The organism is Sphingopyxis sp. MG (genome assembly GCF_002953155.1).
Lineage (GTDB): Bacteria > Pseudomonadota > Alphaproteobacteria > Sphingomonadales > Sphingomonadaceae > Sphingopyxis > Sphingopyxis granuli.
The window spans coordinates 1,145,791-1,167,297 of record NZ_CP026381.1; the positions used below are offsets into that span (position 1 = coordinate 1,145,791).

Sequence of the window (21,507 nt, forward strand, 5' to 3'; positions counted from 1 at the left end):
ACGATGTACGATCAATTTTACGGCTTCAGCGGGCGTCCGTTCCAGCTTACGCCCGACCCGGCCTTCTATTTCGAGAGCGGCACGCACCGCAAGGCGATGTCGTACCTCGGCTATGGCCTGGCGCAGGGCGAGGGGTTCATCGTCATCACCGGCGACGTCGGCGCGGGCAAGACGACGCTGGTCGGCCACCTGATGAACACGATCGACGCCAACCGGCTGACCGCGGTCAAGCTGGTGTCGACGCAGGTCGAGGGCGACGATCTGCTGCGCCTGGTCGCCGAGCAGTTCGGCCTGGAGTGGGAAGGGCAGAGCAAGGCCGAACTGATCCGCGCGATGGAACAATATCTGCGCGAGCAGGCGCGCGCGGGCCGCCGCACGCTGCTGATCGTCGACGAAGGCCAGAATCTCGCCATCTCCGCGCTCGAAGAACTGCGGATGCTGTCGAACTTCCAGCTTGGCGGGCATTCGCTGCTCCAGATCTTCCTGCTCGGCCAGCCGGAGTTCCGCCAGACCCTGTTCCATTCGCCGACGCTGGAGCAGTTGCGCCAGCGCGTGATCGCGACGCATCACCTCGACCCGATGGAGCCCGAGGAGGTCGAGCCCTATATCCTGCACCGGCTGGGCAAGGTCGGCTGGACGGGCAACCCGAGCTTCAGCCCCGAGGCGTTCGAGCTGATCTTCGATTACAGCGGCGGCGTGCCGCGCAAGCTGAACGTGCTGGTCAGCCGCCTGCTGCTGTTCGGCGCGGTCGAGGAACTGAACCGGATTTCGGGGCATCATGTCCGCAGCGTGATCGCCGAGATCGAGGCCGACCGCGGCATCGACGAAGCGACGCTGGCGCCGGCGCCGGTCGAGGAGGTTGTGGAACTTGCCGCCGCGATGGCGCCCGTCGCCGCGCCCGCGGCGCCGACGGAATGGCCGCCGGCCGCGCCCGACGCGGCGCCCTTTGCCGCACCGGTCGCCGCCGATCCGCCGGCGGTCGATCCCGAGCAGCTTGCCGCCCTGCGCGAACAGATCGCGCAGCTCGAGGCACGCGTCTGCGAACAGGACGACGCGCTGCGCCGGGTGCTTGACCTGCTGATCGAATGGGTCGAGCGCGATCCCGAGAATGCGCCCAATCCGGCGCGGTCGCAGGTATGGGCGGCCTGACGCAGCCACGATTCCCGGCTATGGGTTTCATGAGGTGAAGAACGATGCGGAACGGCCTGTCGGTCGATGTCGAGGACTGGTTCCAGGTCGGCGCCTTTGAGCGCACGATCGACCGCGCCGACTGGCCGACGCTCGAATGCCGGGTCGAGGCGAATTGCGACGCGGTGCTGCAGATGTTCGCCGAAGCCGGCGTCCACGGCACCTTCTTCACGCTGGGCTGGGTCGCCGAGCGCTACCCGGCGCTGATCCGGCGGATCGTCGCGGCGGGACACGAACTGGCGAGCCACGGCTACGACCACAAGCGCGTCTTTCAGATGAGCGCAAACGACTTCGCCGCGGACCTGAAGACAGCGCGCGCGATCCTCGAGGACCTGGGCGGCGTCGCGGTGCGCGGCTATCGCGCGCCGAGCTTTTCGATCGACGCGCGCACGCCGTGGGCTCATCCGATCCTTGCCGAACAGGGCTATGCCTATTCGAGCAGCGTCGCGCCGGTCGTCCACGATCATTATGGCTGGCCGCAAAGTCCGCGCCACGCATGGCGGCCGGTCGCGGACAGCGAGCTTGTCGAATGGCCGGTGACGACGGCGCGCGCCTTTGGCCGCACGCTCGCGGCGGGCGGCGGCGGCTTCATGCGCCTGCTGCCCTATGGCTTCACGCGCTGGGCGATTCGGCGGATGAATGCCGAGGGGCATCCGGCCATCCTGTATTTTCACCCGTGGGAGATCGACCCCGGCCAGCCGCGCGTGACCGACGCGCCGCTGAAATCGAAGATACGACATTACAGCGGCTTGTCGGCCATGGCTGGCAAGCTGAAGCAACTGCTCGCCGATTTCGAATGGACGCGAGCCGATGCGCTGCTTCCCGCGCAGCAGGACCGCGCGCGGCCGTGGCGCGCCGCGGCATGAACGCCCCCACCCATCCAGCCGCAGCGCCGGGCGTTTCGGCCGCGCCGCTCAGCGAAGCGACGGCGTGGGACGCCTATGTCGCGGCGCATCCCGCCGCGACGCCTTTCCACAGCCGCATGTGGTGCGAGGCGGTGACCGCGGCGACGGGACATCGGTGCCACCTGGTCGCGGCGCGCGACGCGACAGGGGCGCTGACCGGCATCCTGCCGCTTCATCATGTCCGATCGGCGCTGTTCGGCCAAGCGCTCGTCGCGACCGGCTTTGCCGTCGATGGCGGGATATTGGCGGACGATGACGCCGTCGCGGCGACGCTGGCAGACGGGGCGGCCGATGTCGCGCGGTCGCTGGGCGTGGCTTCGGTCGAATTGCGCGGCGGCGTGCTGCCCATGGCGGAAGGATGGACGCGCGAGGATGGCGTCTACGCCGGTTTCGCGCGCGATCTGGCGGCCGACGATGCCGCAGAACTGCTCGCCATACCGCGCAAGCAGCGCGCCGAGGTGCGCAAGGCGCTCGAAAGCGGCCTGACCGTGACGACGGGCCGGGACGAAGCCGAACGGCGCGACCATTATCGCGTCTATGCGACGAGCGTGCGCAATCTGGGAACGCCGGTTTTCCCGAAACGGTTGTTCGACGCGGTGCTCGACGCCTTTGGCGACGATGCCGACATATTGACCGTGCGCGAGAATGGCCGCGCGGTGGCGAGCGTACTCAGCCTCTACTGGCGCGGCGCCGTAATGCCCTATTGGGGCGGCGGGCTGGCCGAGGCGCGGGCGCTGCGCGCGAACGAGCTGATGTATTATGCGCTGATGGGGCATGCGCGCGCCAAGGGGTGCACGCGCTTCGATTTCGGCCGCTCGAAAGTCGGCACCGGGCCGTTCGCCTACAAGAAGAACTGGGGGTTCGAGCCGCGACCGCTTGTCTATGCGCGCTGGCTGGCGTCGGGCGAGACGCCGCGCGACACCAATCCCACCAGCGCGAAATACCGATTGCAGGTCGATCTGTGGAAGAAGATGCCCCTGTGGGCCGCCAACCGCATCGGACCGCTGATCGCGCGGGGGTTGGGATAGATGCCTGCCCCTCGACGGCCTTTTCCCGATGGCTGAAATCCTGTTCCTGGTGCATCGCGCGCCGTGGCCGCCCGATCGCGGCGACCGGATCAGAAGCTGGCACATGTTCGAGGCACTGGCGAAATGGGCACCGGTGCATGTTGCCGCGCTCGCCGACGATGTGGCGGATGCAGCGGTGGCGCGTGAGAAAATGACCCCGCTTTGCAAAAGTTTGGCAATCGAGGTTCGCAAGGTGTCGCGACCGGTGGCGCTGGCGCAGGCCGTGCTGCGCGGCGAGCCGGTGTCGAACCGGCTGTTCCGCAGCAGTGCGCTTGCCGCGCATGTGCGCGGGCTTCTGGCGAGCGGCCGGGTCACGCATATCGTCGGCTTTTCGGGCCAGATGGCGCAATATCTGCCGAAGCGGTTCGACGGTCCGGTCATCATGGATTTCGTCGATGTCGATTCGGCCAAATTCGCCACTTACGCACAGCAGGACGCGCGCCAGCCGCTCCACTGGGTTCATGCGCGCGAAGCGCGGGTGCTCGGCGCCTATGAAGCCAAGGTCGCGCGCAGCGCCGATGCCAGTCTGTTCGTCAGCGAGGCGGAGGCGGCGCTGTTCCGCCGGCAAAGCGAGGTCGATGCCGACAAGGTGCACGCGGTCGAGAACGGTATCGACACCGATCGCTTCGACCCCGCGCTGCCGCTGGCCGAAGTCGGGGCGGGCGAGGGGCCGCTTGCCGTGTTCACCGGCCAGATGGATTATCGCCCCAATGTCGATGCGGTAAGCTGGTTCGCGGCCGATATCCTGCCGCTGATCCGACGGCGGCATCCGCAGGCGCGTTTCGCGATCGTCGGCCGGGCGCCGACCGATGCGGTGCGCGCGCTCGAAGGCCAGCCCGGCGTCACCGTCACCGGCGAAGTGCCCGACGTGCGGCCGTGGCTGGCCGCCGCCGACGCCGTCGTCGCGCCGCTGCTGCTGGCGCGCGGGGTGCAGAACAAGCTGCTCGAGGCGATGGCGATGGCGCGGCCCGTCGTCGCCAGCGCCGCCGCCGCGACGGGGATCGACGCGGTCCGCGGCGATCAGTTGCTGGTCGCCGACGATGCGGCGGCGATGGCCGATGCGGTCGTCCGTCTGTTCGACGATCCGCAGGCGGCCGCGGCGATGGGCGCCGCCGCGCGCGCGCGGATGATCGCGCGCTATGGCTGGGACGCGCGGCTGGCCCCGCTCGGCGATCTGCTGGGACTGACGGCGCGATGACGGGGTGGCGGAGACATCTGGCCGCGCTGGCATTACTGGCGGGGGCGATCCTCGCGCTTTTCGCGCGCGACCTGGCCGATCTGGTCGGCATCTGGTGGCATAGTTCCACCTTCACCCATTGCCTGCTGATGGTGCCGATGATCGGCTGGCTGGTGGCGCAGCGTTGGCCGCAACTGAAGACGCTGACGCCGGCCTTCTGGTGGCCGGCGGTCGGCTGGCTCGCGGGTGCGGCATGCGTCTGGCTGGTCGGCGAGGCGGCGGGGGTGGCGCTGCTGCGACAGTTCGGCCTTGTGCTGATGCTGCAGGGAGCGGTCGGCGCGACGCTCGGCGAAAAAGTGGTTCGCGCGCTGCTCTTTCCGCTCGGCTATGCGCTGCTCCTCGTGCCGCTCGGCGAGGAACTGGTGCCGCTGCTCCAGACGCTCACCGCGCATATCAGCGTCGCGCTGCTGCATCTGTCGGGGCTCGAAGCGCATATGGAGGGCGTGTTCATCACGACGCGCGCCGGTTTCTTCGAGGTGGCCGAAGCCTGTTCGGGGGTCAATTTCCTGATCGCGATGCTCGCCTATGCGGTGTTCGCGGCGCATCTTTGCTTCCGAAGCTGGCCGCGGCGCGTCCTGTTCGTCGCTATCGCGCTGGCCGCGACGGTTCTCGCCAACGCGCTGCGCGCCTGGGGCACGATGGTCGCCGCCGAAATCTGGGGAATCGAGCGCGCGGCGGGGATCGACCATATCTTCTATGGCTGGATCTTCTTCGGTCTGGTGATTCTGGCGGTGATGCTGGGCGCGCGCCGCTGGTTCGACCGCCCGGCCGGCGATGCGGCGGTCGACGTCTCGCGGCTCGGCGGGCCTGTGCGCTATCGCGGCGACTGCCGGGCCATCCTGCCGGTCGCGCTGGCGATCCCGTTGCTGTTCATCGGCTGGGCCGCGCTGGTCGGCGGGCGTTCGGCGCCGCTGCCGGCGACGATGCCGGTCGAGACGCCCGCCGGTTGGCATGCGGCGGCGGCGCAGGGCCTGCGCTGGGGGCCGCGTTTCGACGGCGCCGACCAGCGCCTGCTGCGCCATTTCGCCGATGCGAAGGGGCGGCGCGTTGCGGTCGCGATCGGCGGTTACGAGCGGCAGGCCGAGGGGCGCGAGGTCGTCGCTTTCGGACAGGGGGCGGTCGATCCCGCCAGCAAATGGGCGTGGAGCGCGGCGCTTGCCCCGGTGGACGGCGGCCGGACCGAGCGGCTGCTCCACCCCGGCCCGGTGCTTCGCGACGCCGCGACCTGGTATGTCGTCGACGGGCGCGCGACCGGCAGCGCGCGCGCGGCGAAGCTGGCCGGGCTGCGGGCGCGGCTGCTCGGCGGCGACCCGCGCGCGCTGTCGCTGATCGTGTCGAGCGAGGCGGGGCAGGGCGGGCGCGATGCGATCGCCGATTTCCTTTCCGCGTCGGGCGGAGCGCAGGCGATGGCTGACCGCGCTCTCGAAAACCGCTAAGGCCCTGATCCATGTGTGGGATCGCGGGCATCTATCATCTCGAAACGGCGAAGCCCGTCGACCCGGCGCGCGTGCGCGCGATGCTGCACCCGATGGCGCATCGCGGCCCCGACGGATCGGGCGACTGGACCGCGCCGGGGGTCGGGCTCGGCCACCTGCGCCTGTCGATCATCGACATCGCGGGCAGCCCGCAGCCGATGGCGAGCGACGACGAGGCGGTGACGCTGACCTACAACGGCGAAATCTATAATTTCCGCGCGCTGCGCGCCGAGCTGGAGGATCGCGGCCATCGCTTCCGCACCAGCGGCGATACCGAGGTGATCATCGCCGCGTGGCGGCAATGGGGGCCCGATTGCCTGTCGCGACTCAACGGCATGTTCGCCTTTGCGATCCACGACCATGCGCGCGGCTGCCTGTTCCTCGCGCGCGACCGGCTGGGCGTGAAGCCGCTGCATTATGCGCGCCTGTCCGACGGTTCGATCGCCTTTGCGTCCGAGCTCAAGGGGTTGCTCCGCCACCCGCTGCTGCGCTGCGAGGCGAAGCTGACCGCGGTCGAGGATTATCTCGCTCTCGGCTATGTTCCCGACGACAGTTGCATCGTCGCGGGGGTCGAGAAACTGCCCGCCGGCCACTATCTGATGCTCGAACGCGGCAAGGCCGTTCCCGCGCCCTCCTGCTGGTGGTCGCCCGATTTTTCGAACCGCATCCGCGCCAGCGAAGGCGAGGCGGCCGAGCATCTCGTCCACCTGATGCGCGCCGCCGTCACCGACCGGATGGTCGCCGACGTGCCGCTGGGCGCGTTCCTGTCGGGCGGGGTCGACAGCAGCGCGGTCGTCGCGCTGATGGCGGAGGCGAGCGCGCGGGCGGTCAGGACCTGCACCATCGGTTTCGACCAGGCGGCGCTCGACGAGACCGCCTATGCGCAGCAGATCGCCGAGCGGTTCGCCACCGACCATCGCACGCGTACCGTCGCGGCGGCCGATTTCGCGCTGGTCGATCGGATCGCCGACATGTTCGACGAACCCTTCGCCGACGCAAGCGCGCTTCCCACCTACCGCGTGTGCGAACTGGCGCGCGAGGAGGTGACGGTCGCGCTGTCGGGCGACGGCGCGGACGAGGCGTTCGCGGGCTATCGCCGGCTGGTGTTCCAGCATCAGGAGGAACGGCTGCGCGCGATGATCCCGGCGGTGCTGCGGCGCAACCTGCTGGGTCCGCTCGCGCGCGTCTGGCCGCAGATGGACTGGGCGCCGCGCCCGCTGCGTGCCCGCGCGACGCTCGCCGGCCTGTCGAAAGGCGGGGCCGAAGCCTATGCCGAGGCGGTCGGCGTCACCGGTCCCGCCCAGCGCGCGCGGCTGTTCAACGACGCCGCGAAACGGGCGCTCGGCGATCATGTCGCCGAGGCGCGCTATTGGAAGGCGATGGTCGAGGCACCGGCGCGCGAGCGGCTCGACCGCGCGCAATATGCCGATCTGAAGATCTGGCTGCCCGGCGACATCCTGACCAAGACCGACCGGATGAGCATGGCGGTCGGGCTGGAGGCGCGCGAGCCGCTGCTCGACTATCGCCTCGTCGAATTCGCCGCGGCGCTGCCCGCCGCGATGCGCGTCAAGGGCGGAACGGGCAAGGCGATCCTCAAGCAGGCGATGGAGCGCTACCTGCCGCACGACATCCTCTATCGGCCGAAGATGGGGTTCGTGACGCCGGTGTCGCACTGGTTCCGCGGCGCGCTCGCCGATCAGGCGCGCGCGCTCGCGACCTCGTCGACGCTGGCGCGGTCGGGCTGGTTCGACATGGCGGAAATCGAACGCATCGTCGCCGCGCACCAGGCAGGCCGCCGCGATCACGGCCGGCTGATCTGGCAGTTCTTCATGCTCGAAAAGTCGCTGGCGAAGCTGTTCGGATTGTGACGGCTGAAGATCGGCCTACGGAAAATCCGTCGCATGAATCGCCACGTCATCTTAACGACTTGCTGTCAGGCTCGCCGCCGATGACGGTCTATCCCGCCTTTCCGGCCCACGATGTGGCGACGCACGAGGACGCCGCGCCGCTGGCGGTGCGCGTCGTCGATCCGCTGTCGCTGTCGCCCGAACTGGCGGCGTCGTGGGACGCGCTGGCGAACGAGGCGAGCGAACCCAACCCCTTTGCCGAACGCTGGTGCCTGCAGCCCGCGCTCCATCTGCTCGACCCCGAACGGCGGGCGCGGCTGGTGATGGTGCGCGACGGCGACGGCGGGCCGGTGATCGGCGTGATGCCGCTCGCGCCGGCGGACCGGTACGGCCGCCTGCCGCTGCGCCATGCGATCGGCTGGGCGCACCCCAACCATTTCCTGGGCCTGCCGCTGGTCCGCGCGGGGTTCGAGCGGCTGTTCTGGTCGATCCTGCTCGGCTGGTGCGACGCCGCGCCCTGGGCGAGAACGCTGGTCCACCTGCCGCGCCTGACCGAGGACGGGCCGTTGCACCGCGCGCTCGCCGATGTGGCGCAGGGGCGCGGCCGTGCGGTCGAAATCGTCCACCGCGAGGAACGCGCGCTGCTCGACAGCCGCCTGTCGCCCGACGCCTATTGGCAGGCCGCCGTGCGCGCCAAGAAGCGCAAGGAATTGCGCCGGCAGACGAAGCGTCTCGCAGATCAGGGCGAGCTTGCCTTTCGCCGCTGGCGGCCGGACGAGCCGCTCGACCCGTGGATCGACGCCTTCCTCGACCTCGAGATGCGCGGCTGGAAGGGGCGCGCCGGGTCGGCGCTCGCGAGCCATGGCGAGACCGAGGCCTGGTTTCGCGCGACGCTGGCGGGCGCTGTCGCCACCGACCGGCTCGCGATGAGCGCGCTCGATCTCGACGGCCGGCCGCTCGCGATGCTGATCCATTTCCTCTGCCCACCCGGCGGCTTCTCGTTCAAGACGGCGTTCGACGAGGCTTATGCGCGCTTCTCCCCCGGCGTCCTCCTCCAGCGCGAGAATCTCGACCTGCTCGCCGATCCGGCGATCGACTGGGTCGACAGTTGCGCGGTGCCGCATCATCCGATGATCGACAGCATCTGGCGCGAGCGCCGGCGGCTGGTCTGGGTCAATGTGCCGCTGTCCGCCGCGCCCGATCGCTGGCGCTTCGACGCGCTGACCCGGATCGAGGCGATCTGGCGGCGCTGGAAGCGCCCGCATTCCACCCCTTCCGACGCAATACAGGACCCGTCATGACCATGCATCAGGCGATCGCCACTCCGATCTTTCCTGCCGAGACGCTCGACCGCATGGCCGAACTCTATCCCTCGCAGGCCGGATTGCTGCACCATCGGCTCGATGAGCATCCGTTGCTGTCGCTGGGCGCGTTGGCGGCGCTCGGCGAGAGCCTGCCCGCGGGGCATGTCGAATATAATCCCGGCGACCTGCCGGTCGGCATCCGGCCCGAGGACGTCCCGTCGAACGGCCTGTCGATCGGCGAGACGATCCGCACCATCGAGACCAACCGGAGCTGGGCGGTGCTCAAGAATATCGAGACGGAGGCCGGCTATCGCGCGCTGTTGATGGACTTGCTCGGCGAGCTCGAACCGGTCGTCGCACCGCGCACCGGCGCCATGCTGATGCCGCAGGGCTTTCTCTTCATCTCGTCGCCCGGGTCGATCACCCCCTATCATTTCGATCCCGAGCACAACATTCTGCTGCAACTGCGCGGTCGCAAGGTGATGCACGTCTGGCCCGCGGGGGACGAACGCTTCGCCGACCGGCGCGAGCATGAGCGCTATCACACCGGCGGCCATCGCAACCTGCCGTGGCAGGACGCCTTTCGCGGCGGCGAGCAGCAGGTGCCGCTCGGCCCCGGCGACGCGGTGCTGGTGCCGGTGATGGCCCCGCATTTCGTCGCCAACGGCGATGCGCCGTCGATCTCGCTGTCGATCACCTGGCGCAGCGAATGGAGTTATCGCGAGTCCGAGGCGCACGCCGCCAACGCGCTGCTGCGGCGTTTCGGCCTGAACCCCACGATGCCGCCGCGCTGGCCGGACTATGCGCGGGTAAAGACGGTGGGCTGGCGGATCGCCCGGAAACTCAGGCTGGTGTCATGATGATTTGCCTCACGCAAAGGCGTAAATAAAGGCGACTATGTATTTTGCAAACGCGCTGGCGCCGGCCTTCGAGCGGAAGGCGACTGCCGGCATGTTTAGAATCTTGTCATTCCCGCGAAAGCGGGAATCCAGCGTGGGGGCAGCCGACGCATACCCTGGATTCCCGCTTTCGCGGGAATGACAAAGGTGGGGAAGGCAGGCGAATGTCCGCTTCCCACCCCAAAGCCGGCGTCCTCGCTTGCGTTTGCAATCGATATAATCGCCAAATAAAAGATCTCACACAAAGACACAAAGAGGGCGACTGCGCTCCGCGACATCGTGCATGATGCGCGCAGCGCTTTAAAAAACGACCGCCTGCGGCGGCAAGCACGCTTGCAAGGCGGCGCACCCTCTTTGTGTCTTTGCGTGAAGCAAATTCTTCATGCCTTCGGCGTGAAGGCCACCCCCGCGACAGATGGCTTTCCATTGCGCCGATTTGGCGTTATGGGCGCGCATCCGAATATTCGAGCCCCCAGAGGATAGATGGCGAAAGAAGAACTTCTGGAAATGCGCGGCCAGGTGGTCGAACTGCTGCCGAACGCGATGTTTCGCGTCAAACTGGAAAACGACCACGAGATTCTGGGCCACACGGCCGGCAAGATGCGCAAGAACCGCATCCGCGTGCTGGTGGGCGACGAGGTGCTCGTCGAACTCACCCCCTATGACCTGACCAAGGGTCGGATCACCTATCGCTTCAAATGAGCGGTGCGGCGACGATGCCCGCCCCCATGCGACATCTGGTCCTCGCTTCGACATCGCCGCGCAGGCGCGAACTGCTGGCGCGGATCGGCCTGACGCCGTCGCGCGTCGCCGCCCCCGAGATCGACGAGACGCCGCTGAAGGGTGAGAGCCCGCGCGCCTATGTCGCGCGCCTCGCCGAAAGCAAGGCGTGCGCGGTCGAGCGGGCGGCGGACGAGGTCGTGCTCGCCGGCGACACGACGGTCGCGGTCGGCCGCCGCATTCTGGAAAAGCCGGTCGACGAGGCGGATCTGCGCCGCATGCTGGCGCTGCTGTCGGGACGCCGGCACCATGTGTATTCGGGCGTCTGCGTCGTCGATGCCGATGGCAGGGCGCGGGGGCGCGTTGCCGACACCGTCGTCGCCTTCAAGCGGCTGACCCCTGCCGAGATCGACTGGTATGTCGCGAGCGGCGAGGGCATGGGCAAGGCGGGCGGCTATGCGATCCAGGGGCGCGCCGAAATCTTCGTCCGCTTCCTGTCGGGAAGCCATTCGAACGTCGTCGGCCTGCCGCTCTTTGAGACGCGGGCGCTGCTGACCGCCGCAGGCATTCCGCTTGGCTAAGTGGCTTTATGAGGCCGGGATCGGCGAGGCGCGCGCCGCGCTGGTCGAGGACGGCCGCATCGTCGAGGCGCGGGTCGAGCGCGAAGGCGAGGGACCGCGTGTCGGGGCGATCCTGACGGCACGGCTCGTCGAACCGGGCCGGCTGGCGCTCGACGCGCCGGGCGAGCCGGTCGCGACGATCTCCGCGCCGGGCGTCCCGCTCGGCAGCCGCCTGACGGTCGAGATCACCCGCATGGCGCTGCGCGAGCGCGGCCGCGACAAGCCGCCGCGCGCGCGGCTGGCGGATGACGGCACCCACCTTTCGCCGGGCCCCGACCTGCGCGCGCGGATCGCCGCCACCGGGATTCCCGTCGCTGATCTGCCCGCGACCGGGCCCGACCGGCTCGAAGCGGCCGGCTGGTCCGAACTGATCGACCGCGTTCGCACGGGATACTGGCCTTTCGCGGGCGGGGCGCTGTGGGTCGATGCGACCCCGGCGATGCTGCTGATCGACATCGACGGCGAAGGCGACGCTCTTGCGCTCGCCAGGGCGGGCGCGGCGGCGGCGGTGCATGTCGTGCGCTGCTGCGACGTCGGCGGCGCGATCGGCATCGACTTTCCGTCCTTGCCCGGGCGTGCCGAGCGGCAGGCGATCGACGGGCTGATCGATGCCCTGTTGCCGCAGCCTTTCGAGCGCACCGCGGTCAACGGCTTCGGTTTTCTTCAGATCGTGCGGCGGCGCGAACGGCCGTCGCTGATCGAGCAGGTGCGATTCGACCCGGTCGCGACCGATGCGGCGTTGCTGCTGCGACAGGCGGGGCGCGCGGTGGGGACGGGAGCGCTGCAACTTGTGACGCGCCCGGCCGTTGCCGAATGGATCGGCGCGCATCCACACTGGATCGATGCCTTGCAGAAGAAGAGCGGACGCGCCGTGACGGTCGCCGCCGATGCGCAGTTAAAAGGAGCGGGCCATGCCCAATGAACGTTCGGCGAGGGCGCGGCGCTGCCCGCTGTGCGGCAAGCCGCGCGACGAGGCCTACAAGCCCTTCTGCAGCCGCGGCTGCCGCGATCGCGACCTCAACGCCTGGTTCGGCGAAGGCTATCGGGTGCCCGTCGACCAGCCCCCGGACGGCGGCGCCGACGGCGGCCGGCAAAGCGAAGATTGAGAGGCGTGACGGACGCCACAAAGGCTCTGGACAGGATCGAAAGCCCTGCCTATAGCCGCCGCTCTCCCGCCCGGCCGTCAGCCGCGGCGGCGATGCCCGGGTAGCTCAGTTGGTAGAGCATGCGACTGAAAATCGCAGTGTCGGTGGTTCGATCCCGCCCCCGGGCACCATTTGGCCTTTTAAGGCAATGTCCGGGATCTCCCAGTAAGCGGCTGGTTTCCAGAACTTTTCTGAGCGAATCGCCGAACCATCGCCTGGATTTCGGGTTTCCAGAATTTCAGTCGAGTGGTCCTGCCGTTCCCAAATGCAATGCTCTTGAATAGCAGTTGACGACTTGCAGAACGATGATGAACAAGGGGGGATGGGAGGCGAAATATTGTGGGCGAACGGACGATCGAGCTTTGGGGATGGATAGTCGCTTGCGTCGCCTTTTTTGTTCCCATGCTCGCGGTCCTGGCGCTTTCATTCCTGGCCCTTTCTGACGCCGCTACCCCTGAAATTCTGGTCGACATCAGGCCATCCGAAAAGGCGATCGATCTTTTCGCCTCCTTGACACAGGTCATGATTACCATGTCGGTGGGGTTGGTCGTTGCGGCGCTGTGGTTGTTTCGGCAGCCGCTGAAGCCCAGATATCGGCGATTCCAGGGCGCGATGCTTATCGCATCCATGCTGGCGGCTCTTGTCACCTTTTATTCCGGCCTCCGATTTCTCTATGACAGCGGCGTCCAACTTACGCTGATGCCGTTCGAGTTCGGCCTTGTGAGATCGCGGCTCTATTGGGAAGGCATAGGCCTTCTTGCCCAGCTGTCGATCTTGTCTTTCACCGCCGTGGTCCATCATTATTATCGGGACGGCCGATATCGCACAGGGGGGCGCGGTTGATGCGATTATGCCATTTGGCGATGCTAGCGGTTCTCGGGGGATGCGGTGGCGGGGCGCGTGCGCAGGAGCCCGTTGCATCTTATGCCGAACGACAAGCTGCATTGAAAACTGCGGTCAGCCAGGAGTTTCGGCAAGTTGAGCGGGTGAACTGCATTCCCGCCCCGGATAATAATTGTGCTTTCTTCGGCCTGGTCATCGAATCTCAAGCCAGCACTATTTGCAGTGATACGGTCCTGCCAGTCGACCAGTATCGGTCGGCAACCGGCGTGAAGTACGGCCTTATCATGAAGGTCACGATCCGCGCGAACCACCCCGCGCCCGCAGACATCGAAACACCAATTCTGTTTTTATTGCCGCACGGCGAACCGCAAGGCGTCTGTGCGCCAGAACAGCTTTTGATTGCCAATACCCCCGTCTCCGTCCGCATCCCGCGTTGGAAACGGCTTTCGTGGAATGGACTTGAAAGCCTCCCGGACGCCGAGCGCGTCCAGCCCGATTTTGGCGATATCTTAAGCGGAAGCCTCGGGGGATTGTTGGGAGGCATCGCCACATCACAAGCGGCGATCCGCGCTCCAGGCATTCTGGACTGGATATTCAACAGCGGTCGGCAGGAGCCCGTTAAATTGCGCATCAGTTCACAGCCCGCCGGAGGAATCGTTTATGTTGGAAGCCGAATGATCGGCACGACGGAGCAGGCATTCGGCCTGACACCGACCCAGTTCAAGAACGCGTTTGTGCTGTTGAAGGGAAAAAAGATACCCATCAACACATGCACACAGATTGGCGGCGATTCCTGGGTCAAGATCGCCTGCCAATTGTCGGCGGAATAGTATCTTTTTCCTATAATTTTCTCCACGGCGGATCGTCTTCAATCGGCCGGAATAACCGGAACAAGTTGTCGAGCCGTCGCTCGGATGGGGAGCTTCGCGCTGAGCCTCCTTCCCTAAGTGGACCATCCGCCTCACAAATTGGTCAGGCTCCGCTGTCGGGGATGAGGACCTTGCCCGGATTGAGCAGATTCAGCGGATCGAGCGCGGCTTTCAGGAGTCGCATGGTGGCGATTTCTTCCGGGGTTCGGGATGAAGACAGCCAGGCGCGCTTTTCCAGTCCGATGCCATGCTCGGCGGAGATCGATCCGCCGATCGCTTCGAGCGGGCGATAGACGAGTTCCTCCGCGCGGTGGCGCGCCTCTTCGCTCCACGGGCGCGGAGCGACGCTGATGTGCAGATTGCCGTCCCCCAGATGGCCGAACACCATCAGCTTGCCCTGGCCCGCCCATTCGGCGTCGACCGAAGCGGTCAGGCCCGCGACATAATCGGGCATCGCCGTCACGGGCAGGCTCACGTCGAACACCGCGCAGGGCATCATCGCCTCCATGATTCCGGGGATATCCTCGCGGATGCCCCAGATCGCGCTACGCTGGACGCCCGACGACGCGATCACCGCGTCGGCGGCCAGTCCGCCGGCGAGCGTTTCCTCCATCAATGCCGTGAAGAACGTCTCGTCGCGCCCCGGGTCCATGCCGGACGCTTCGACGATGACATAATAGGCGTGCCCGGCGGGGAGGGGCGGTTGGTGCCGCCCGCTGTCGATCGCGATCGCCCGGTAATGCGATTGCCACATCACCTCGAACGAGGTCAGCATGGCGCCGAGCCTGCCGCTGCACAGCGAAAGCAGCCCGGTGATGCCATCGAAATCGCCCACCGCCAGCAAAGCGGTGGCGGTGGTCAGGGGCCTGGGATGCAACCGCAGGACGGCGCGGGTGACGAGGCCCAGCGTCCCCTCGCTGCCGATGAACATCTGCTTGAGGTCATAGGCGGCATTGTTCTTGAGCAGATGGTTCATCGACGACAGCACCGTGCCGTCGGCGAGAACGACTTCCAGCCCCAGGACATTCTCGCGCGTCATGCCATAGCGAACCACCTGATTCCCGCCGGCGTTGGTCGAGACGGTACCGCCGATCGTGGCCGACCCCCGCGCCCCCAGATCGACCGCATAGATCAGATCGTGCTCCAGCGCCGCGTCCTGCGCGGCCTGCAGCGGCACGCCCGCCTCGACCGTCATCGTTCGCCCGACCGGATCGACCGCTTCGACCGCGCGCATCCGTTCGAACGATATCTGCAGCTCGTGGCCGGCCGCGTCGGTGCCGTGGACCAGTCCGCTCAGCCCGCCCGCGGCGATGACGGGTTGGCGCCGCGCGTGGCACAGACGCATGATCCGGGACAGTTCGTCCGTCGAGCGCGGCCGGACGATGGCGGCGGCCATGCAGGACGAGAAACCGAGCCAGTCGCCCGGCCGTTTGGCAAGTTCGGCACCGGCGATGACGCCGCCATCCCCCGCGATGGCCCTGATGGCGTCGAGCAGATCGTCCTGTGGCATGGTTGCGTCTCCTGGCGGCGGGATATGGTGGGGTCAGATCAGGACTTCGATCAGGTGCGGTCCCTTGTCGGCCAGCGCTTCGTCCAGCGCTTCGCGTAGCTCTTCCGACGTTGTGGCCCGCCGTGCCGGCACCCCCATGCCCTCGCTGATCGAAACCCAGTCGATCGCCGGATTGCGCAGATCGAGCATCGACAGCGCCTTGGGGCCGGGGTTCTGCACGCCCACGCGCATCAGTTCGATGTTGAGGATGGCATAGCTGCCGTTGTTGATGAGGATCGTCGTGACATCGAGCTTTTCGCGCGCCATCGTCCAGAGCGCCTGGCAGGTATACATCGCGCTGCCGTCGGCCTGGAGCGCGATCACCTTGCGATCGGGGCATGCCACCGCCGCTCCCACGGCGAGCGGCAGGCCGATCCCGATCGCGCCGCCGGTCAGCGTCAGCCAGTCGTGCGGCGCGGCGCCCGCCGTATACGGAAATAGCGCGATGCCGGACGTGTTCGCCTCGTCGGTGACGATCGCGTCCTTCGGTAGCGCGGCCGCGATGACCGCACCCAGTTTCACCGGATCGAGCCGGCCGCCGTCGATGGGAGGCGTTCCCGCCTGCTGGACCAGCGCTGGCTCGGCCGGGGCGCCCAGCGCGTCGGCGAGATCGGTCAGCGCCCGTTCGGCATCCTCTTCCGCGGAGGCGAGCCGGGCCGTGCGCGCGCCATCGGGCGAAAGCCGGCTGGGCTTGCCGGGATAGGCGAAGAAGGACACCGGCGGTTCGCAGCCGCAAAAGACGATCGCCTTGAAATCCTGCAGATATTCCTGCGCCTGTTCGCCGAAATAGGGGAGTCTCTCCGCCGCAACACGGCCCGCCCCCCGCTGCAGCCGGGCGGGGAACGTCTCGCAGATCAGGCGCGCGCCCGTCGCCGCTGCAATACGCCCGGCCTGATCGAGCGCGCCTTCGCGCAGCGCGCGTCCGCCCAGGAAGATCGCTTTCGGCGCATCGGCTTCGCGAAGCAGTGTCGCGACCTCTTCGATCACCGCCGCCGGGACCGTCGGCGCGGCCTGCGCCGGGCGCGCAGTGACGCTCGCGCTGCCCTCGGTCCACGCATGGTTGGCGGGGGCGACGAGGGTCGCGATGCGTCCGGGATAGGCGGTGGCGACCGCCATCGCCTCGGCACCGGCCTGCGGCAGGTCGCGTTCGGACCGCGACGCCTTGACCCAATCGGACATCGGCCTTGCGACGCCCGCCAGATCGCTGGTCAGCGGCGAATTATATTGCAGATGATAGGTCGCATGATCGCCGACGACGTTGACGACGGGCGATCCGGCCCGCCGCGCATTGTGCAGATTGGCAAGGCCGTTGGCGAGGCCGGGGCCGAGGTGGAGCAGGGTCATCGCCGGCTTGTCGGCCATGCGGCCGTAACCGTCGGCCGCGCCCGTGACCACGCCTTCGAACAGGCCCAGTATCGCGCGCATCCCGTGCTGCCGGTCGATCGCGGCGACGAGCTGCATCTCGGACGTTCCGGGATTGGCGAAACATACTTCGACGCCTGCCTGGGCCAGGGTTTCAATCAGAGCTTCGGCGCCGTTCATACATATCTCCCCTTATCTTGATCGCGGCCGGTCCCGGGCGTGGCGAACCGATTGATAGCCGATGGCAGCCGCAACGAAATGACCTAGCGCAAAACGCACGCTTCTCCCGCATCAATTGTCGGCCGTCATGGCGATATCGTGCCTGCCTACGGTTTCGGCGATGGATTCCGATCCCGTCCATGCGCCGCAATGCAGCGATCTCATCGCATCTGTAATGACAAGGCCGCAACGCGCTTTGCCACCTTGCCGCCTTCCCGCGAACATCGCATCGCAAAGCGTGCGGCGGCAGCAGGAGAAGGAAGTCGTGTCGAACGACGTGCGAGCGCGAGCGGAGCTTTGGGCAAAGGGGCGGCTGTTCGAGGATTTCCACGAGGGGCAAAGATTCGATCATCATTGGGGGCGGACGATATTGGAGAGCGATACCATGCTCTTCTCTACCCTGACCCTGTCCTTCAATCCGCTTTACTTCAATCGCAGCTATGCGGTCGCTCATGGACATCCCGACATCGTGGTCAACCCGCAGTTGGTGTTCAACGTCGTGCTCGGCCTGACGGTCGAGGATTGCAGCGAGATCGGCGGGCCGTTCCTGGGCGTGTTCGACCTCGACTATCATCGCCCGGTCTATCCCGGCATTACGCTGCGTGCGCGTAGCGAGACGATCGAGGCGCGCCTGTCCGCCAGCAATCCGGCGAACGGTATCGTGACCTGGAAGACGGAAGGCCTCGACGACGCGGGCGAACGGATCGTGTCCTTCCGGCGCTCGAACCTGGTCGCGCGGCGCTTTCCCGAAGGAGCGGAGTGATGGACAAGCTGTCGAGCCTGACGGGCACAGCCAACTATTTCGAGGATTTTTCGGTCGGCGACGCGATCCGGCACCAGCGCGGCAAGACGATCACCCCGCTCGAAAACGTCCTTATCACCAACATGGTGATGAACACGGCGCAGGGGCATTTCAACGAGCATCATATGGCGAATTCGCCGTTCCGGAAGATATTGTCCTATGGCGGGGTCAATTTCTCGATGGTGTTGGGACTTGCGTCGCAGGATTGCTGCGAGAATGCGCTGGCGGAACTGCGGCTCGACAATATCCGGCTGACGAAGTCGGTCACGCACGGCGATACGCTCTATGCCTGTTCGGAGGTGCTGGAGAAGCGCGACGCCGATCGTGACGATGCGGGCATCGTCGTTTTCAAGCATTATGGCTACAACCAGCATGACGAGTTGGTCGCCGAGGTCGAGCGCACGGTGCTGCTGAAGCGCAAGAGCCATTGGGGCGACCGGTGAGCGCGCCGCGTTTCGGAGCGCTGTCCGACATCCGGATCATCGACCTGACGCAGATGCTGGCCGGGCCCTATGGCACGATGATGCTCGCCGATCAGGGTGCAGAGGTCATCAAGGTCGAGAGCCCCGAAGGCGACATGAGCCGCGCCGCGGCCGGAAGGGCGCAAGCCGCAGGCGAAAGGAAGCTTTCGGGATATTTCCAAAGCATCGGGCGCAACAAGGACAGCGTCGTCCTCGATCTCAAGACTCAGGGCGGCGTGCGGGCGCTGAAGGCGCTGGTCCGCGACGCCGACGCCGTGGTCGAGAACTTCCGCCCGGGTGCCATGGACCGGCTGGGTCTGGGCTGGGACGTGCTGCGCGCGATCAACCCGCGGCTCGTCTATGGATGCCTGCGCGGTTTCGGCGACCCGCGTACCGGGGCTTCCCCCTATCAGGATTGGCCGGCGTTCGACGTCGTCGCGCAGGCGATGGGCGGCATCATGGCGATCACCGGGCCCGATGCCGCGACGCCGACGAAAGTCGGGCCGGGGGTGGGCGACATCATACCAGGCATGATGCTGGGCTTCGGCGTGCTGGCGGCAATCCACCATGCACGGCGGACCGGCGAGGGGCAGATCGTCGACGTCGCGATGACCGACGCCGTGCTCGCGGTGTGCGAGCGCAGCGTGTGGCAGCGATCGTTCGACGGTGTCCTTTCGGGGCCGGAGGGCAATCATCATCCCTTCCTCTGCCCCTTCGGCATGTATCCCGCGTCGGACGGGTTCGTCACGCTGGCGGCCCATATCGACAGTTTCTTCGCCTCGCTGTGCGATGCGATCGACGCGCCGCAACTCGCGACCGATCCCGATTTCGCGCGGCAGGATGCACGGTCGGCCAATCGGTTGCGCCTGATTGCGATCCTCAGCGACATCACGCGGCGCTTCACCAAGGCGGAACTGGTCGTCCGGCTCGGCGGGCGCATGCCCTTTGGCCCGGTAATGAACATCGCCGAGATCGCCGAAGATCCGCATTTCGCCGCGCGCGAAATGATCGTGACGGTGGACGAGCCGGGGCAGCCCGACGCCACCGTGGCGGGCGTGCCCGTCAAGATGACCGCAACGCCCGGTGGGGTGCGCCGGCGCGCGCCTTTCCTTGGCGAACATACCCGCGTCCGCCTGATCGAGGCGGGCCTGACCGAAGACGAGATCGAAGGGCTGATCGCTCGCCGAGAGGCCGCCGGCTTTGATACCAACGAAAGGAATTCCGAATGACCCAGCGGCCCGCGCGTGCCCGCCGTTCCCAGCTCTCCGTCCCGGGAAGCAGCGAAAAGATGCTGGCGAAAGCGGCCGCCTCGGCTGCGGACCACGTCTTTTGCGACCTGGAGGACGCCGTTGCGCCATCCGCCAAGGTCGAGGCGCGGCAGAAGATCGTCCACGCGCTGAACACGCTCGATTGGGGCGGCAAGACCCGCTGCGTCCGCATCAACGACGTGACCACCCAATGGTGCCACGGCGACATCATCGAGATCGTCGAGGGCGCCGGCGCCAATGTCGATACGATCATGCTGACCAAGCCCTATTGCGCCGCGGACGTGATCTTCCTCGATCGCATGCTCGGCCAGCTCGAACAGAAGCTGTCGCTGGACAGGCGGATCGGCATCGAGGTTCTGATCGAAGAAGTCGAGGCGCTTCAGAATGTCGAGGAGATCGCCCGCTGTTCGGATCGGATGGAGGCGCTGATCTTCGGCATGGGCGATTATTCGGGATCGCAGGGAATCGAGACGAAGAATATCGGATCGACCGACGGTTATCCGGGCGACATCTTCCACTATGCCCGTTTTCGCATCACCATGGCCGCGCGTGCCGCGGGTATCGATGCGGTCGACGGGCCGTTCGCCAATTTCAAGGACGACGCGGCCTATCGCCAGGAAGCGGAACGCGCCAAGGCGCTCGGCATGGTCGGCAAATGGGCAATCCACCCGTCGCAGATCCAGCCCGCTCTCGACGTGTTCAGCCCCTCGCGGGAGGAAGTCGATCGGGCGCGCCGGATCGAGCAGGCCTATCGCGAGGCCGAAAGCGCGGGGTTGGGCGCGGTGCAGGTCGATGGCGTGATGATCGACGTTGCGGTGCTGCGCCTGACGCGCAATACGCTGCGCAAGGCCGAGCTCATAGGGATGTAGGATAGGAACATGTCACGGTCGGTGAAGTCGGCGGAACGGACGCTCGCGCTGTTCGAGCTGTTTTCGCGCCGACAGCAGCCGCTGACCGTGGGGCGCATTTCGGCCGAACTCGCGATCCCGCAGGCGAGCACCAGCATGCTGCTCGCCAATCTGCGCGACCTGGGCTACATCACCTATGACGCGCACCGGCGCACCTATGCGCCGACGATCCGCGTCGCGCTGCTCGGTAGCTGGATCAACCGCGAGTTCGACCAGGCGGGATCGCTGACCGCGATCCTGTCGGACCTTCAGCGCGAAGTGCAGGAAACCGTCTTTCTGGGTCTCCAGAACGGACCCTATGCCCAATATATCGCGACCATCCTGCTCAAGAAGCCGCGCGGGATGCGTGTGGAAGCGGGGCAGCACAAACTGCTCACGGCCTCGTCGGTCGGACGAATGCTGCTGTCGCTGAAAAGCGACGGCGAAATCCAGCGCTGGGTGCACCGCTGCAACGCCGAGGCGACCGAGGATCGGCTGCGGATCGGCGTCAGCGAATTCATGGCGATCATCGAGCAGATCCGGCGGCAGGGTTTCACACAGACCCGCGGCGACGTCACGCCGGAATTCGGGGCGATCGCCGTGACCGTGCCCGCACCGCGCGGCTTCATGCCGATGGCGCTGGGCGTCGGCATTCCCGTCGAGCGGATCGAGGCGAAGCATGACATGATCGTCGATGCACTGCGCCATGCCAGCGAACGGCTGAAAATCATCACGCTGCCGCAGCAGGAGCCGAGTTCGCGCGATACGATCCTTGGCCCTTAGATCGTATCGCCGCCGGGCGTCGCCTGTGCCGACCTCCCCGGCCTCATGTTCGAAGAC

General features: G+C 66.9%; 21 protein-coding genes and 1 tRNA gene. 20 read left to right on the top strand and 2 right to left on the bottom strand.

Annotation, left to right across the window (positions count from 1 at the left end):
- Nucleotides 1-3: 3 nt before the first annotated feature.
- The 15 genes from C3E99_RS05230 (at nt 4) to C3E99_RS05305 (ending at nt 14,080) form a co-directional block, all read left to right on the top strand.
- Nucleotides 4-1,149, top strand: a complete 1,146-nt coding sequence (locus tag C3E99_RS05230; protein WP_076075901.1) for an XrtA/PEP-CTERM system-associated ATPase — start codon at nt 4-6, stop codon at nt 1,147-1,149.
- A gap of 44 nt (nt 1,150-1,193) precedes the next feature.
- Nucleotides 1,194-2,054, top strand: a complete 861-nt coding sequence (locus C3E99_RS05235; RefSeq protein ID WP_067111576.1) for an XrtA system polysaccharide deacetylase — start codon at nt 1,194-1,196, stop codon at nt 2,052-2,054.
- Nucleotides 2,051-3,121, top strand: a complete 1,071-nt coding sequence (locus C3E99_RS05240) for a FemAB family XrtA/PEP-CTERM system-associated protein (RefSeq protein WP_076077949.1) — start codon at nt 2,051-2,053, stop codon at nt 3,119-3,121. Before C3E99_RS05235 ends, C3E99_RS05240 begins: the two co-directional genes overlap by 4 nt.
- A gap of 28 nt (nt 3,122-3,149) precedes the next feature.
- Nucleotides 3,150-4,358 carry a TIGR03087 family PEP-CTERM/XrtA system glycosyltransferase gene (locus C3E99_RS05245; RefSeq protein WP_076075898.1) on the top strand — a complete coding sequence of 403 codons (1,209 nt, stop codon included), beginning with the start codon at nt 3,150-3,152 and terminating at the stop codon, nt 4,356-4,358.
- Entirely contained in the window at nt 4,355-5,833 is a 1,479-nt protein-coding gene (gene xrtA, locus C3E99_RS05250; protein WP_104959490.1) for an exosortase A, read from the top strand. Before C3E99_RS05245 ends, xrtA begins: the two co-directional genes overlap by 4 nt.
- Nucleotides 5,834-5,844: 11 nt before the next feature.
- The gene (locus C3E99_RS05255) at nt 5,845-7,740 is read left to right on the top strand and encodes an XrtA/PEP-CTERM system amidotransferase (RefSeq protein WP_076075892.1); all 1,896 of its coding nucleotides are present in this window, start codon (nt 5,845-5,847) and stop codon (nt 7,738-7,740) included.
- Nucleotides 7,741-7,820: 80 nt separating this feature from the next.
- Nucleotides 7,821-9,020, top strand: coding sequence for a GNAT family N-acetyltransferase (locus tag C3E99_RS05260; protein WP_076075890.1), 1,200 nt, complete (start codon nt 7,821-7,823; stop codon nt 9,018-9,020).
- Entirely contained in the window at nt 9,017-9,883 is an 867-nt protein-coding gene (locus C3E99_RS05265) for a cupin-like domain-containing protein (RefSeq protein ID WP_076075887.1), read from the top strand. Before C3E99_RS05260 ends, C3E99_RS05265 begins: the two co-directional genes overlap by 4 nt.
- Before the next feature lie 522 nt (nt 9,884-10,405).
- Nucleotides 10,406-10,624 carry a translation initiation factor IF-1 gene (infA, locus tag C3E99_RS05275; protein WP_010162480.1) on the top strand — a complete coding sequence of 73 codons (219 nt, stop codon included), beginning with the start codon at nt 10,406-10,408 and terminating at the stop codon, nt 10,622-10,624.
- Between the two features lie 26 nt (nt 10,625-10,650).
- The gene (locus tag C3E99_RS05280; RefSeq protein ID WP_076077946.1) at nt 10,651-11,223 is read left to right on the top strand and encodes a Maf family protein; all 573 of its coding nucleotides are present in this window, start codon (nt 10,651-10,653) and stop codon (nt 11,221-11,223) included.
- Nucleotides 11,216-12,184: a ribonuclease gene (locus C3E99_RS05285; protein ID WP_076075884.1), complete on the top strand. Its 969-nt coding sequence runs from the start codon at nt 11,216-11,218 to the stop codon at nt 12,182-12,184. Before C3E99_RS05280 ends, C3E99_RS05285 begins: the two co-directional genes overlap by 8 nt.
- Nucleotides 12,174-12,368, top strand: a complete 195-nt coding sequence (locus C3E99_RS05290; RefSeq protein WP_076075882.1) for a DNA gyrase inhibitor YacG — start codon at nt 12,174-12,176, stop codon at nt 12,366-12,368. Before C3E99_RS05285 ends, C3E99_RS05290 begins: the two co-directional genes overlap by 11 nt.
- Before the next feature lie 94 nt (nt 12,369-12,462).
- Nucleotides 12,463-12,538 (top strand) — tRNA-Phe (locus tag C3E99_RS05295).
- A 208-nt stretch (nt 12,539-12,746) separates the two neighbouring features.
- Nucleotides 12,747-13,250: a hypothetical protein gene (locus tag C3E99_RS05300; RefSeq protein ID WP_158682126.1), complete on the top strand. Its 504-nt coding sequence runs from the start codon at nt 12,747-12,749 to the stop codon at nt 13,248-13,250.
- A 14-nt stretch (nt 13,251-13,264) separates the two neighbouring features.
- Complete coding sequence (locus C3E99_RS05305) at nt 13,265-14,080, top strand: hypothetical protein (RefSeq protein WP_158682128.1); 816 nt, start codon at nt 13,265-13,267, stop codon at nt 14,078-14,080.
- A gap of 142 nt (nt 14,081-14,222) precedes the next feature.
- Here the strand turns inward: C3E99_RS05305 and C3E99_RS05310 are convergent, their stop codons facing one another.
- Together C3E99_RS05310 and C3E99_RS05315 are read right to left on the bottom strand one after the other, a co-directional pair.
- Nucleotides 14,223-15,629, bottom strand: coding sequence for an FAD-binding oxidoreductase (locus tag C3E99_RS05310; protein WP_104959494.1), 1,407 nt, complete (start codon nt 15,627-15,629; stop codon nt 14,223-14,225).
- 33 nt (nt 15,630-15,662) lie between these two features.
- Entirely contained in the window at nt 15,663-17,210 is a 1,548-nt protein-coding gene (locus tag C3E99_RS05315; RefSeq protein WP_104959495.1) for an acetolactate synthase large subunit, read from the bottom strand.
- 277 nt (nt 17,211-17,487) lie between these two features.
- Here C3E99_RS05315 and C3E99_RS05320 point away from each other — a divergent pair, with 277 nt between their 5' ends.
- Genes C3E99_RS05320 through C3E99_RS05340 form a run of 5 tightly spaced genes read left to right on the top strand, consistent with a single transcriptional unit; the run spans nt 17,488 to nt 21,450 of the window.
- Nucleotides 17,488-18,012 (top strand): MaoC family dehydratase, encoded by a 525-nt coding sequence (locus C3E99_RS05320; protein WP_234002611.1) that lies wholly within the window; start codon nt 17,488-17,490, stop codon nt 18,010-18,012.
- On the top strand, nt 18,012-18,494 hold the full coding sequence (locus C3E99_RS05325) for a MaoC family dehydratase (RefSeq protein WP_104959496.1): 483 nt from the start codon (nt 18,012-18,014) through the stop codon (nt 18,492-18,494). Before C3E99_RS05320 ends, C3E99_RS05325 begins: the two co-directional genes overlap by 1 nt.
- On the top strand, nt 18,491-19,741 hold the full coding sequence (locus C3E99_RS05330; protein WP_199775067.1) for a CaiB/BaiF CoA transferase family protein: 1,251 nt from the start codon (nt 18,491-18,493) through the stop codon (nt 19,739-19,741). The genes C3E99_RS05325 and C3E99_RS05330 overlap by 4 nt, the downstream gene beginning before the upstream one ends.
- Nucleotides 19,738-20,649: an HpcH/HpaI aldolase/citrate lyase family protein gene (locus tag C3E99_RS05335; RefSeq protein ID WP_067105807.1), complete on the top strand. Its 912-nt coding sequence runs from the start codon at nt 19,738-19,740 to the stop codon at nt 20,647-20,649. Before C3E99_RS05330 ends, C3E99_RS05335 begins: the two co-directional genes overlap by 4 nt.
- A 9-nt stretch (nt 20,650-20,658) precedes the next feature.
- Entirely contained in the window at nt 20,659-21,450 is a 792-nt protein-coding gene (locus C3E99_RS05340; RefSeq protein ID WP_104959497.1) for an IclR family transcriptional regulator, read from the top strand.
- Nucleotides 21,451-21,507: the final 57 nt, after the last annotated feature.